Below are 13,178 nucleotides of genomic sequence, written 5' to 3' on the forward strand. Positions count from 1 at the left end.
ATATGAACTTAATACTATTTGAACTTGTAGTTAAGACCAACGTTCAGTGTGTTGATTTTTGCAGAAGCACCGGCATCTTTAGCAGCTCCTTTGATATGATCATTTAGCTGAAATCCGTATCGCGCCTCCACGCCAAAAGCTTGAGTAAAGTTGTATCCCGCTCCAAGCGCAAGACCAAAATTAAATCTGTTGTAGTACTGATCCATCCCTGCAGGAACTTCAGCAAGATCAAACATTAACTGAGGACCGAATGCCAAGTTAAATTTTGGATCAACATAATACTTCAACATTACAGGAATTTGCAAAGCGTTGGTATCTTCAGCAAAAAGATAATTAATGCCAGGTGCTATATTTAAGCTACCATCAAGGTTGAACTCTCCAAAAAAGCCAACGTAACCACCAGTCTGTGAGTCACTCTCAGAATATCCGGGAGCTTCAGCTTTTGCATTAAAAACTGCTACACCACCAGTTAAACCAAATGATTGCGCGTTAGCCAATACAGTTGCCACGAATGCAACAGCAAAAAGTAATTTTTTCATAGTTTTTATAAAATTTTGCCGCGAAACTAAGCGTTTTAACTTATGTTAACAACTTTTTGCGAGCAAATTTTAATAAAAATTATTCTTCCCGCTGGCGCTGCTCTTCCTTTCCATAGGCATTGATGATCTTGCGCACCACCGGATGCCGCACCACATCTTCTTCCGTAAGATGTACAAAACCGATCTCCTTTACATCTTTCAGAATGCGCATCGCCTCTTTAAGGCCGGATTTCTGACGCAGCGGCAAATCTACCTGGCTTGGGTCGCCCGTGATGATGAATTTAGCATTCATTCCCATCCGGGTAAGAAACATTTTCATCTGGGCGTGCGTAGTATTCTGCGCTTCATCCAAAATCACAAAGGCTTCATCTAGGGTACGGCCGCGCATGAAAGCCAGTGGCGCAACTTCAATCACCTTTTTTTCAATGAATCCTTCCAGTTTTTCATGCGGAATCATATCGCGAAGCGCATCATAAAGCGGCTGCAGATATGGATCAAGTTTTTCTTTAAGGTCGCCCGGCAGGAAACCAAGGCTCTCACCGGCCTCCACTGCGGGTCTTGTAAGGATGATGCGTTTCACTTCTTTGTCCCGAAGGGCGCGTACTGCTAACGCCACGCTGGTATAGGTTTTCCCCGTACCGGCCGGCCCAATGGCGAAGACCATATCTTTTTTCTCCGATTCCTTTACCAGAATTTTCAGATTGGTGGTTTTGGCTTTAATGATTTTACCGCTGACGCCTTTTACAATGATATCCTGATCGAACACGATCTGCTTTTCAGTTTCGCTCTTTATGCTGAGTATATTCTCTACATCCTTCAGCGTAATGCTGTTGTTTCGGGAGATGAAACCTATGATATCATCCAGCTTATTTCGGAGCAAATCCAGCGTTTCCGTGTTGCCCTGTGCAAAGATAAAATGGTCTCGCCCGGTTATTTTAAGGGTTGGAAACGTAGATTTTATAAGATTAAAATATTGGTTGTTGACGCCGTAAAATGTTTTAGCGTCTATGCCTGTAATTTCGTAATTCAGTTCAAACATTCAGTTGTACTTTGTGATCGTTAATTTGTTTAAAATTATTCATTTTATTTTAAATACACGCTTTTGTGCCGGCGAATACGTCGCAAAATATTTTTTTACTTTAAATTTGCCGTTCCTATTTTTCCAATAATGGCGGTCATCACATTCACATCAGATTACGGATTGGTTGATCACAGAGTTCCCGCTGTGAAAGGTAAGATACTGAGCCTGAACGAGAATGCTGTCATCGTGGATATTACGCACGAAATCCAGGCATATAACCTTTTGCAGACGGCCTATATTGTCCGGAACGCATACCGGCACTTTCCCAAGGGCACCGTGCACATCATTGCAGTCGACAGTTTTTTTACAAAAGCCCGTAAGTCCCTGGTTTACGAAGCCGACGGACATTTCTTCATCGCCGCCGACAATGGCGTGATGAGCCTTATCTTTCACGACCTGAAACCGGACAATGTTTATGAACTTACGTTCAACAACCGTTTTGATGATGCCGTTTCATTTACATGTACCGATATTTTCGCGCCTGCTGCCGTACATTTGCAGAATGGCGGTTTACCGGAAGTAATAGGGCGCAAATATAATATGCCGAAGCAACTTGCTCTGCCGCGCGCCGTCTTCAATGAAAAAGAGAAAATGATCATCGGCGAAATTATTTACATCGATAATTTCGGAAATGTAGTATCCAATATCAACCGCCGCTTTTTCGAAAAATGGAGCATCGGTTATACCGATTTTTACTTAAAATTCAGGAACCTTGCATTAACGAAAATCTACAATCAGTACACCGAATTGATTGCTGACTGGTCGCTGGAGCATGAATATCACGGGAAATCAGCTGCTATTTTTAATGACGCTGGCTTGCTTGAACTTACCATCTACAAGGGCAACCGGCTGAACGGTGCGAAAACACTTTTCGGACTTCACGTCGGCGAACGTATTTACATAGAATTTTTGTAAATCTTAAAAACCTTTAAACATTAAAAAAAAATTAGCCGGCTCTTTTCAGAACCGGCTAATTTCGTTATCAATTATTAATTATCTAATCACTTTCTTGGTCACAGTTTCTTTTGAAGTTGTAACGCTCACCACATAAGTTCCTCTTGGGAAAGAAGACAGATCAAGTTTTGCAACTGTAGAATCCACCTTTGCACCTTTAGACACCATTTTACCGGAAGCATCAAATACCGAATAGGACAGTACTTTATCTTTCGAAGTAATGGAAAAGACACCTGCAGTAGCTGTTTGCGAAATGTTTACGTCGCTTGAGAGCGCAGCGTCATTCACACCCAAGATCGAGCTTTCAAAATGAGCCACCCAGCCCGCTTCAGTTGCTCCTGGATCTGAAATAAATCTTACTGTGATGGCACCTGTAGAATGCGTGGAAGTAAATGGTCCCGGAATGGTATTTCCACTGATCTGTGTACCGCCTGTAAATCTTGGTGAACCGGTACTTGGTCCGTCATACACATTCATGAAATCATATCCCTGCTCCGTAGCAAACTCTGTGAATACCAATTTAAGTTTGGCATTAGGCGCGCAAGTGGTTGAAGGATAGAATGTCTTAATGATTATCTGGCTGTCACCATAATTAGCATTTTCACCACCCGGATCGGTAAACGGAACACCCGCACACCAATCTGCGTCGGTAAGTATAAGTTGTTCATAGGCAAATGCCTGTGGACCTGAACAGTCTGTTCCAACGGCAATGGTGTAGTATGTTCCTTGATCGAGATTTGAAAAAGTAAGTGCTTTATTTGTCGTATTTCCGGAAGCAACAACGGTTCCGTCCATTTTCGCCAATCTGTATTTCCAGCTTGTACCCGTAGCATCAACGATTGTTGCACTTGCAGAAGTAGCGGTTACACTCGTAATATTAAGGCCAGTCACTGTAAGAGCACAAGAAGTAACGCAATTGGTACCAAGGCAACCTTTAGAATTTACTGTATTTCTGATGAGGGCCCCAGGCTGTGGACCAAAACCAAGAGAAAAGTTGATTCCCACAGAGCCAACAAGGTGGCAATAACTCATGATCGTACCGCCGTTTGTTGGAAGCGGCGCGTTACAGCCCTCATCATTACCTGATGCGGGCCCGCAACCGTCGATAGCGGTATCATTACCGTTCCAGGCACATGCGTGCGTGTGTGGCGACCCGAGGTTGTGACCAATCTCGTGGGTCATTGCCTCAATGTTCCATGAATAGGTAGGTACGTTCTGGTAACTGAAGTTTACCCCTGAATACGAATATTTGTAAGTGCTGCAAAGTGCATTTACCCAAGCGATACTTGTAGTTGCGGGGTTTCTAAGTAATTGTGCGATATCACCGTTGAAAGATGTTCTTGTATTTCGGAACTGGTTCAGGATATTCGACGGTGTACCGGAATACGGATCCGTGGTTGTCCACACCATCACTTCACTTAAAGCTACGGTGATTCCATCATTTGCATAAAGTGTAGAAATGTTGTTGTGCATGGCGGTTACCCAGTTGGTGGTAGTCTGCACGTTTGATCCATTCTGTGTATATGGTCCGAAGCCCGCTTCATAATAAATCCTCACGCAGTTGTCCGTCTTTTTGTCGGTCATTGTTTTCGGATCGAAAGACGGCATCGCCATTTTTTGGTTTTCAATGAGTTCATCTGCCGCGCAGCTAAAAGGATTTGCCTGCTTAAGATTGGCATCGTTGTAAGAAACGAAATATTCAGAATCCTTGGCCTTTCCGATTACGATGTTACCGATATTCCTAATTGAAGTAACACCTACCACATCGTCATTGAAGAAACTGATGGCGACAAGTGATTCATTATCACCTTTCACGATCCCGTGATAGTATACGCCGGGGGAATAAGATGTGCGGCCTTTATCAGTACTCAGCCTGAAATCATCGGTAAGGAAATTGTTTTTCACCAATTCTACGGTGATATCTTTACCCTCAAATGGGAAAACCATTTCTAAAGCTTCCGGTCTCTCAGCATTAATACGGGAAATTTCCGCGGTATTCAGTTTCATTACCGATACCCCATCTGCGGCGGCTCGGTATTTATTTCGCAGCTGCCCCGATTTTTCTTCGGTGAACACACTGTATTTAGCAAACATCTTGTTCGCGCTGTGCGCGCGCTGCACCTTTTCTGCAACGGGCCTCAGGCTCTGCGAAAACCCGAAAGCGAATAATGCAAAAGTGAAGCACACTTGGAGAATTCTTTTCATATGTAATATTAAATGGATTATTTATCTGCAAAAAAAGTAAATAATATTGAAATACACACCGAAACCTGTAATTTTAACAAAAAAATTCGAGGGGCGTATTCCGCTCAAAATCCACTATATTTGCGGCTAAATTTCTAAGATGCTGTACGTAATTCTGAAGGCAGTTCACATTATTTTCATGGTCAGCTATTTTGCCGGAATTTTTTATCTGGTTCGGATCTTCGTCTATTATAAAGACACCGATGATTTCCCCGACCCGAAGCAAAATATCCTGCGCGAACAATATGTTTTTATGGCGCGCCGTCTTTGGAATATCATCACGGTGCCTGCCGGCGTCATCATGCTTGCAAGCGGACTTACACTCATTTTTTTAAATTTTGGTCTGATGAAGTCGCCGTGGTTTCATCTGAAACTGACGTTTTTAGTAGGACTTGCGCTCTATCATTACTGGTGCTGGAAAAAAGTGCTTCATTTAAAGAATCTCTCGGGAAAATCAATTGAAACAAAAAACATCAAACTTCGACAAGCTAACGAGATCGCTACATTCATTTTGTTTCTTGTGGTTTTCACAGTTATTCTTAAAGGTGCTGTTTTAGCTTATTGGTGGCAGCTCATCACTGGATTTATTCTCCTGGTAGCCGCGATTACCGCCACCGTAAAACTCGTAAATAAAAATAAAGCTGGCCGTTAACTACTAAAGGGAATAATAAAATATGATTGCAATTTTCAAAAAAGAACTTTGGAGCTATTTCGGGAGCTGGCCGGCTTGGCTGGTGATCGGAGCGTTCAGTATTATCGGTGGTCTGTTCCTGTTTTTCTTCGAAAACGATTTCAATATCTTCGATATCGGCAGCGCAAGCCTTCAAAGCTACTTTGTGCTGGCGCCGTGGCTGCTGCTGTTTATAATACCGGCACTTTCGATGAAAACGCTGGCCGAAGAACAGCAGAGCGGAACGCTTTACTGGCTATTTTCCCAGCCGCTGAAGGTTTCTGATATCGTTTTGGGAAAGTTTCTCGCGGTTTGGTTGGTCGCACTTTTGTGCCTTCTGCCGTCACTCGTGTATTTTTACAGTGTTTATTCTTTAGGCGTTCCCGCCGGCAACCTTGACCTTGGCGCGACTCTCGGAGGTTACTTCGGTCTGTCTGTATTGGCAGCAGCATTTTCAGGTGTTGGAATTGTGGCCTCAGCCCTTTCGCAGAACCAGGTGATGGCCTATTTGCTCGGCGTAGTTTTATGTTTTTTCATGTATTTCGGCATAGAGCAACTCGCAAGTTATAAACTTCTTGGCGGTGCAGATTATGTACTTTCCTCACTTGGGTTTTACCAGCATTTCTTAGCGTTTACTCGTGGTCTTATAGACACAAAGGATGTATTCTACTTTCTTCTGGTGGTTGGGCTCTGTCTTTTTTTAGCTAAAATATTTGTTGAAAAGAAAAAATAGCATCGCGATTTATTTTTAAAGATGAACAAAAAAAACTTCATATACATTGCCATCGCCGGGCTTCTATTGCTTGGCACTTTCGGAGTTTTCTCGCACCGGTTCGATTTTACGCAGGAAAAACGGTATACACTTTCAGAATCTACACTGAAGGTTCTAAATTCAGTGCAAAGGCCGCTGACGGTGGAAGTTTATCTTGAAGGTGACTTTCCGGCAAGCTTTCGTCAGTTGCGAAACGAAACCGAGTTCATGCTTCAGGAATTCCGGAAAATCAATCCAAAAATCGATTACAAATTCATCGATCCCATCAAAACAAAGATGTCACGCGACACGCTGGCCGCAATGGGAATGCAACCCTCCATCCTACCCGACATGAAGGATGGGCGGATTTCTGAAATCGTGATGTTTCCGTATGCAGCCATTAAATATAATTCTTACGGCACCTCCATTCCGCTGGTAATTACACAGAGCGGAATCGACGCCAATGAACAGCTCAACCGTTCCATTGAAAATCTGGAATATAACTTGGTCTCGAACATTAAAAGCATAAGTGAAGAGCGCAAAAAAAACATCGGAATCCTCATCAATCAGGATGAACTGGGTCCCGAGCAGTTTCAGGGTTTTATGGAAATGGCGCTCGAAAATTACAATGCCGGTCCTGTGATACCGCAAAATCAGACAGAACTATCGATGGCTGACGTATCGCGTTTGAAACAAATGGATGCGCTGGTGATCGCGAAACCGCGTAAACCGTTTACTGAGAACGAAAAAATAATTTTAGACCAATACATCATGAACGGCGGGAAAACGCTGTGGATGATCGACGCGGTGAATGCGGAGATGGATACTTTGTTCCAGTCGAAGAAAATAATGGCGTATCCGATGGAGACTAATCTTACGGATCTGTTCTTCAGTTATGGAATCCGCATCAATTCAGGTTTGGTAAAAGATATGCAAAAGTCTGCCCTTATCAGAATCGTTTCCGGGGAAATCGCCGGAAATCCACAGTTCAGCAGTTTTTTATGGCCTTATTTTCCATTGGGCATTGCGGAAAGCCAAAATCCTATCACGAAAAACATCAATCCGGTAAAATTTGAATTTCCTACCTCAATCGATACTTTGGGCAGGCCTAATTTGCGCACCAGAGTACTTTTTGAATCGAGTGCGCGGACGAACACGAAACAAGTCCCGAATTATGTCGCGCTGAGCGAAATCGTGAAAGCAGATTCGTTAAGTGAATTCGACAGGCCTTCGCCGCCGAGGATTTTTGCGGTTTCTCTTGAAGGCAAATTTACGTCCGCCTATAAAACGCGCAGCGAACGCGGATCCTACCCAGGTTTTCGCAGTGAAAGTGGTGAGAACCGGATGATTGTCATTGCAGATGGTGACGTGGGCCGAAACCAGGTTTTCAAAGGCAATGCATTGCCGTTAGGTGAGGATTTGCTTACGAAACAGACCTATGGAAACGCCCAATTTCTGCGCAATTCACTCGATTTCCTGCTGGATGATGCAAACCTGATGGAACTTCGTAACCGAAACATCGAAGCCCGCCTGCTCGACAGACTGCGCATTGATGAAGAACGGACAGATTGGCAATGGATCAATCTGCTGCTGCCGCTGTTTTTTACGGCTTTAGCTGCGGCAGTTTTGGTTTGGGTGCGTAAAAAACGGTTTAGCTAAACAAATATTACCGCTAAACGTCTTTAATGAAATCTTCATAATCATAGAAGAACCTTTCGAAACCTTCCATTTTCGAGACGAAAAACTCGAAAATATCACGCCACGTTTCCTTGTTATAGATTGAAACATTTTCTTTTGAAACCCAGATGCGCGCGATGATCTTGCCGTTTTCCAAAAGATAGGTCGAATCTTTATTAAAGTCACCGATCTCGTCTTTGAGCATAGCTTCTAAAGACCATATTTTGTCGTAATAGGCCTCGCGGAAGAGTTCATCCTTCATCTCAATGTCCAGCGAGACTTCTGCTTTCTTGTTGTCTGCATAAAACTTAAATGAAAAGTCTTTGATCTTTGTGTCATAAAGTAACCATTTACGCGGAAAACTTTTGCCAAAAGCTGTCCAGAATTCCTGTTTAAGTTGCTGCGCTTCGTTTTTTGAGAACATTTATGTGCGTTTTTAATTTGCCAAATATTAAGAATAAAAAACGGGCCGAAGCCCGATTTGTCATTTCATATTTAAGTTTAAATCTAAGCGATGACACCAAGTTCGCGACCTACTTTTTCAAATGCCGAAATTGCCTTATCTAAATGTTCCTTTGTATGCGCGGCCGAAAGCTGTACACGGATCCTGGCTTTGCCTTTCGGTACGACCGGATAGAAGAACCCAATTACATAAATCCCCTCATCCATCAGTTTTTCAGCCATTTTTTGGGCTAAAGGAGCATCGTAAAGCATTACGGGCACTATCGCCGCATCGCCGTCCGGTATATCAAAACCTTTTGCCTTCATTTCATCTCTGAAATATTCAGCATTTTCCATCACACGGTCGCGGAGTGAGTGATCATCGGAGATCATATCCAAAACTTTCATCGCTGCTCCTACAATCCCGGGAGCTAGTGAATTTGAAAACAAATAAGGCCGCGAGCGTTGTCTCAGCATATCGATTATTTCCTTTTTACCGGAAGTGAAGCCACCAAGAGCTCCGCCAAGCGCTTTACCTAATGTGGAAGTGATAATGTCTACCCTTCCCATCACATCATTGGCTTCATGCGTCCCACGGCCCGTCTTACCGATGAAACCGGTCGCGTGGGAATCGTCTACCATTACCAGACAGTCATATTTATCAGCAAGGTCGCACAAACCTTTGAGGTCTGCCACGATACCATCCATCGAGAAAACACCGTCTGTTACGATGATCCTGAAACGGTGATTTTTCTCCGAAGCGGCCTTTAGCTGTTCTTCAAGGTCCTGCATGTCATTGTTCTTGTAACGGTAGCGTGCAGCTTTACAGAGACGCACTCCGTCAATAATGGACGCGTGATTCAGTTCATCGGAAATGATAGCGTCCTGGTCTGAAAAAAGCGGTTCGAAAACACCACCGTTTGCATCGAAACATGCAGCATAAAGAATGGTATCTTCCATCCCAAGAAAGTCAGAAATCTTAGCTTCAAGCTGTTTATGGATATCCTGGGTACCACAGATAAACCGCACGGAGGACATACCATAGCCGTGACTGTCAACCATATCTTTTGAAGCCTGCATCACCTCGGGATTATTTGAAAGTCCCAGGTAATTGTTCGCGCAGAAATTAAGCAACTCTTTTCCGTTTGCGGTGATTACCGCAGACTGCTGAGAAGTGATGATGCGTTCGGTTTTATACAGCCCGTCATTTTTTATGTTTTGCAGTTCATTGCTGAGTGCATCGATGAAATTTTGGGAGATCATAAGGTAAATTTTATTAGAATTGCTAATTTAAGAAAAAAGCCTTCATTTCTGAAGGCTCCTTTGCTTTATTGTTTGATGAACTTAAGGTTCTGACTGTCAATTTTCAGTACGTATAAACCTTTTACAAGTGAATTCACATCCAGGTTTTGGCCCGGTTGATAAATCCCGGAATTCACCAGCTTGCCGTCGGCACTTATGATTTCAAATGGTTGTGATGTTTTCAAACCTGAAACGGAGATGTAGTTTTTCGCCGGATTTGGATAAAGTTTTACCGCATCGTTAGTAGTATCGTTTACCGCAAGAATCGACGAATCTTTTACCACCGACGAGTTTCTGTGAATGATTTGATTTTCATAATTAAACTGAATGGAGGCCACCGGAAAATTAAGTTGGTTAGCAAAATTCTGGTTGTTGGTTGTGTGATCCAACACCAAATACGCCACCTGACCACCGGTACCATTTACTTTGATTGGCAACGGCATCTCGAAGAAACTCACTGAAGAATGGCTCTGTGTCTGGCTCACGCGAAAACGCAGGACCTGATCTGAAGTCTGGTTCCATCGGATCTGGTAACTTGGGTAACCTTGGCCGTAAATCCAGTCATTAAAAAATTCCGTGAAGTCTTTACCGGTAGATTGCTGCAAAGAGTTTTTAAGGTCTGCGGTCCGCGCATAACTGTATGCCAGGTTCGGTCTTGAATGATAATCTTTTAAAGCGGCGTAAAACACGTCATCCCCCAAAATCCATTTGATCATCCTTACGACATAACCACCTTTGGAATAGCTGAGTCTGCCACTGAAAATGGCACCTGTATTGCCCAAATTGGAATCCGCAACATACACGCTGCCGCCGGGGCTGCTTGTAATATAGCTCATCTCCTGAGCTAAATAATTTAAAAACTGCGAATTCGTCATCAGCAATTTTTCATTGGCCAGATGTTCGCCAAATGTGGCAAAACCTTCATTAAGCCAGATATCATTCCAGGCGCCACACGTCACTTTGTCACCAAACCACTGGTGCGCCAATTCGTGAGCGATAATTCCGCGACTCCACGCGCCCATTGAAGACATCGTAGCATGTTCCATTCCGCCACCCCAGCCAAACTGCATGTGACCGTATTTTTCATTCCGGTACGGGTAAAGCCCAAAGTATTGTTCAAACGTGTTCATCACCGTCTTGGTCCACTCAATATTTGACATTATCCCAGAATTGGTGGTGGTTGAAGGATACAAATAATTGACAAAAGGAAACGCGGGGTTGCCCATCGTATCGTTCAGTTTTGTATAATTCGTGATTCCCAGCGCAATAAGATATGCGGGAATCGGATAGTTTGTTTGCCACCAGGTAAGTTTCCGCCCGCCCGTAAGGGCAGCCTCAGATATCAACTTGCCGTTTGAAGCTACATTATACAGTGAAGGTGTATTGATCTTAATATCTACTTTTTCAATTTTGTCATTGAGGCTTTGCTTTGTCGGGAACCACTCCTGCGCGCCATAAGGCTCAGATAAGGTGTAGAGTGCCGGTACGCCGCCCTGAGTAGAAGTTGTGAACGCATCACCCGCACTGCCGCCGGTATTTGGAGCGCCAGCATATCGTATCGAAAGTGAATCAAGCGTGGCCGCAGATATAGCAGCCGGAAAATCGATCTTGATTTCCTTTGTTGAAAGCTGCGTAAAACTTACATTGGCACCGTGATATTTCACTTCTGAAACAGTGAGATTATCGGCCAAATCGAAATAGATGCTCGAAATATTCTGGTTTGGGATAAAATGGTTTGTCACCGTCCCGCTTACGTACTGCTGAGCGGGGTCAAGTTCAAGTTCAAGGCGCTGATAGCGTAAATCGTAGTTAAGTGTATTCGGATTTACGTTGTACTCAATCATCTTCGCGTATTTGAGTAGTTCGCTATTTATCATACTTTTTCGCTCAGCTTCCTCATTTTTTTGAGCGAATGCATGAAGAGAAATCAATGAAAATGCAATTGCATAAAGGTTTTTCATTTTTAAATATTTGCCGATAAAGGTAAAAAAAACCTGCAATAATATTTGCAGGGTCACTGATTTTTAAATCTTTAAATATCAAAGCTGAAGAGCCGGTTTCAGGATTTGCTCCATTCGGTTTTTCACCTGATCTACAGAACCAGCGTAATTATTGATCAGCAGGGAAAAAACATAAGTCTTCCCACTGTTTGTCTTTAGGTAGCCAGCCAGTGTTTTAACTTTGTTTAATGTCCCTGTTTTCGCGAAAATCTGGCCATTGCCTTCACCCACAAACTGACTTTTTAATGTACCTGTTTGCCCGGCAATAGGAAGTGAGTCAAAATAATTGCGGAAATAGTTTCTGTCCATTAGACCCGTTAAAAACTTAACCTGCGAAATGGGCGTAACCACGTTAGAACGCGAAAGTCCGCTGCCGTCCATATAATTCAGACCGTCAAGGTCGAAGTTGATTGATTTTAAATGTTCGTTTACTACAATTTTACCGCTTGATGCCGTCTGGTCGCCTCTTTTCTGGAAACCTACAGTCCGAAGCGTTGCTTCCGCCAAAGCATTATCACTTCGCTGATTAATGTAATAAACCACTTCGGATAGGGCTGGTGAGCTGTAGGCCGTTATCTTCACACGCGGTTCAGGATTGGTTTCAGTAAGACGCGTCACCACTTTTCCGGTAACGGATGTACCTCTTTTCACCAGCAAAGTCCTGAAAGTATTGGCCAGATAAGCTGGCGGATCCGCAACCTTGGTTGTCAGGGCAGCACCTTCAAATTTATCCGCGTAAACCATTTGTCCGATGTAAGGTGAGATGTAATAAAAATTCTTGCTCTCAGAAAAAGGGTTGGATGACTTCGCGATTAGTTTTTCATTCTGCGGACTGATCTCTGAAGTAGAACCAGCAGGTAGATAATAACTTCCGTTTTCCAGCCAAACAATGTTTTCGGGCAACTGATTCAGTTTGTTTGATTTAAATATGGCAGTCTGAATGATGATATCGCCATTTACTTTTTTTATGCCTTTGGAAGATAGCGCATCCAGAAAGTCTGCTGCGATTGCTGAGTACGATGACGCGCCAGCTTTGTTGGTACCCAATGTAGGGTCACCGCTGCCGACGATGTAAAGATTACCCTGCAAAACGCCGTCTGCATCTATTTCACCGGAATGTTCCAAAAGTGTGTGCCATCGGAAATTACTGCCCAGCAAGCTCATCGCGGTTTCTGTTGTTAACAGTTTGGTGGTGGAAGCAGCGATAAGTGGCGTGGTTTCATTGTATGAGCTCACCACTTTCTTAGTTTTAGGATCATAGATCACGAAGCCCCAATTCGCATTACGCAAGACTGGATCATCGCTCATGGCATTAATATTGATGTCCAAAAGCTCTTTCGGACTCATCAATTTTTCCGGAGCGGTAAAGTCTTTTACAATTGAACTCGGATGGCTGTCATAAGACTGTGGGATATTAGAATTTGCGAAGGTGCCCTGAGCAAATGTAATTGACGACAATGCAAGTAAGGGCGCTAGAAAAATATTTTTAAGTCTAATCATTTAATTTTGGTTATTTGAT

At 43.3% G+C, this 13,178-nt stretch carries 11 protein-coding genes; 4 read left to right on the top strand and 7 right to left on the bottom strand.

Translation table 11 applies throughout. The annotated features are described in order from the left end of the window. Nucleotides 1-14: 14 nt before the first annotated feature. Together QEP06_RS03330 and QEP06_RS03335 are read right to left on the bottom strand one after the other, a co-directional pair. The gene (locus tag QEP06_RS03330; protein WP_285269058.1) at nt 15-539 is read right to left on the bottom strand and encodes a porin family protein; all 525 of its coding nucleotides are present in this window, start codon (nt 537-539) and stop codon (nt 15-17) included. A gap of 79 nt (nt 540-618) precedes the next feature. Continuing rightward, nucleotides 619-1,578, bottom strand: coding sequence for a PhoH family protein (locus QEP06_RS03335; protein ID WP_251833069.1), 960 nt, complete (start codon nt 1,576-1,578; stop codon nt 619-621). A gap of 129 nt (nt 1,579-1,707) precedes the next feature. Here QEP06_RS03335 and QEP06_RS03340 point away from each other — a divergent pair, with 129 nt between their 5' ends. After that, the gene (locus QEP06_RS03340) at nt 1,708-2,535 is read left to right on the top strand and encodes an SAM hydrolase/SAM-dependent halogenase family protein (RefSeq protein ID WP_285269059.1); all 828 of its coding nucleotides are present in this window, start codon (nt 1,708-1,710) and stop codon (nt 2,533-2,535) included. A gap of 78 nt (nt 2,536-2,613) precedes the next feature. On the opposite strand, the gene QEP06_RS03345 is transcribed toward QEP06_RS03340, so the two are convergent. Next, the gene (locus QEP06_RS03345) at nt 2,614-4,779 is read right to left on the bottom strand and encodes a M12 family metallo-peptidase (RefSeq protein WP_285269060.1); all 2,166 of its coding nucleotides are present in this window, start codon (nt 4,777-4,779) and stop codon (nt 2,614-2,616) included. Nucleotides 4,780-4,918: 139 nt separating this feature from the next. Between QEP06_RS03345 and QEP06_RS03350 the strand changes: the two genes are divergently transcribed. The 3 genes from QEP06_RS03350 to gldG are packed head-to-tail and all read left to right on the top strand — an operon-like array spanning nt 4,919 to nt 7,898. Next, nucleotides 4,919-5,470 (top strand): CopD family protein, encoded by a 552-nt coding sequence (locus QEP06_RS03350; protein WP_285269061.1) that lies wholly within the window; start codon nt 4,919-4,921, stop codon nt 5,468-5,470. Between the two features lie 22 nt (nt 5,471-5,492). Next, nucleotides 5,493-6,221 carry an ABC transporter permease gene (locus QEP06_RS03355; protein WP_285269062.1) on the top strand — a complete coding sequence of 243 codons (729 nt, stop codon included), beginning with the start codon at nt 5,493-5,495 and terminating at the stop codon, nt 6,219-6,221. Nucleotides 6,222-6,242: 21 nt separating this feature from the next. Next, nucleotides 6,243-7,898 (top strand): gliding motility-associated ABC transporter substrate-binding protein GldG, encoded by a 1,656-nt coding sequence (gene gldG, locus QEP06_RS03360; RefSeq protein WP_285269063.1) that lies wholly within the window; start codon nt 6,243-6,245, stop codon nt 7,896-7,898. Between the two features lie 13 nt (nt 7,899-7,911). Here gldG and QEP06_RS03365 read toward each other — a convergent pair whose 3' ends face one another. From QEP06_RS03365 to dacB, 4 genes are all read right to left on the bottom strand, one after another. Beyond that, on the bottom strand, nt 7,912-8,340 hold the full coding sequence (locus tag QEP06_RS03365; protein ID WP_285269064.1) for a DUF4268 domain-containing protein: 429 nt from the start codon (nt 8,338-8,340) through the stop codon (nt 7,912-7,914). Between the two features lie 83 nt (nt 8,341-8,423). Continuing rightward, nucleotides 8,424-9,620 carry a glycine C-acetyltransferase gene (gene kbl / locus QEP06_RS03370; RefSeq protein WP_285269065.1) on the bottom strand — a complete coding sequence of 399 codons (1,197 nt, stop codon included), beginning with the start codon at nt 9,618-9,620 and terminating at the stop codon, nt 8,424-8,426. Nucleotides 9,621-9,685: 65 nt separating this feature from the next. Continuing rightward, a complete protein-coding gene (locus QEP06_RS03375; protein ID WP_285269066.1) occupies nt 9,686-11,620 on the bottom strand; it encodes a M1 family metallopeptidase in 1,935 nt (644 codons plus the stop codon). A gap of 78 nt (nt 11,621-11,698) precedes the next feature. Further along, nucleotides 11,699-13,159: a D-alanyl-D-alanine carboxypeptidase/D-alanyl-D-alanine endopeptidase gene (dacB, locus tag QEP06_RS03380; RefSeq protein ID WP_285269067.1), complete on the bottom strand. Its 1,461-nt coding sequence runs from the start codon at nt 13,157-13,159 to the stop codon at nt 11,699-11,701. Nucleotides 13,160-13,178: the final 19 nt, after the last annotated feature.

Origin of the sequence: Kaistella rhinocerotis (assembly GCF_030243905.1) — a bacterium.
GTDB classification, from domain to species: domain Bacteria; phylum Bacteroidota; class Bacteroidia; order Flavobacteriales; family Weeksellaceae; genus Kaistella; species Kaistella rhinocerotis.

Excerpts from the sequence above, each read along its gene's own strand:
- QEP06_RS03335 (WP_251833069.1), bottom strand. The coding sequence starts at position 1,578 with ATGTTTGAACTGAATTACGAAATTACAGGCATAGACGCTAAAACATTT.
- dacB (WP_285269067.1), bottom strand. The coding sequence starts at position 13,159 with ATGATTAGACTTAAAAATATTTTTCTAGCGCCCTTACTTGCATTGTCG.
- QEP06_RS03340 (WP_285269059.1), top strand. The coding sequence starts at position 1,708 with ATGGCGGTCATCACATTCACATCAGATTACGGATTGGTTGATCACAGA.
- kbl (WP_285269065.1), bottom strand. The coding sequence starts at position 9,620 with ATGATCTCCCAAAATTTCATCGATGCACTCAGCAATGAACTGCAAAAC.
- QEP06_RS03375 (WP_285269066.1), bottom strand. The coding sequence starts at position 11,620 with ATGAAAAACCTTTATGCAATTGCATTTTCATTGATTTCTCTTCATGCA.
- QEP06_RS03355 (WP_285269062.1), top strand. The coding sequence starts at position 5,493 with ATGATTGCAATTTTCAAAAAAGAACTTTGGAGCTATTTCGGGAGCTGG.
- gldG (WP_285269063.1), top strand. The coding sequence starts at position 6,243 with ATGAACAAAAAAAACTTCATATACATTGCCATCGCCGGGCTTCTATTG.
- QEP06_RS03365 (WP_285269064.1), bottom strand. The coding sequence starts at position 8,340 with ATGTTCTCAAAAAACGAAGCGCAGCAACTTAAACAGGAATTCTGGACA.
- QEP06_RS03330 (WP_285269058.1), bottom strand. The coding sequence starts at position 539 with ATGAAAAAATTACTTTTTGCTGTTGCATTCGTGGCAACTGTATTGGCT.
- QEP06_RS03350 (WP_285269061.1), top strand. The coding sequence starts at position 4,919 with ATGCTGTACGTAATTCTGAAGGCAGTTCACATTATTTTCATGGTCAGC.
- QEP06_RS03345 (WP_285269060.1), bottom strand. The coding sequence starts at position 4,779 with ATGAAAAGAATTCTCCAAGTGTGCTTCACTTTTGCATTATTCGCTTTC.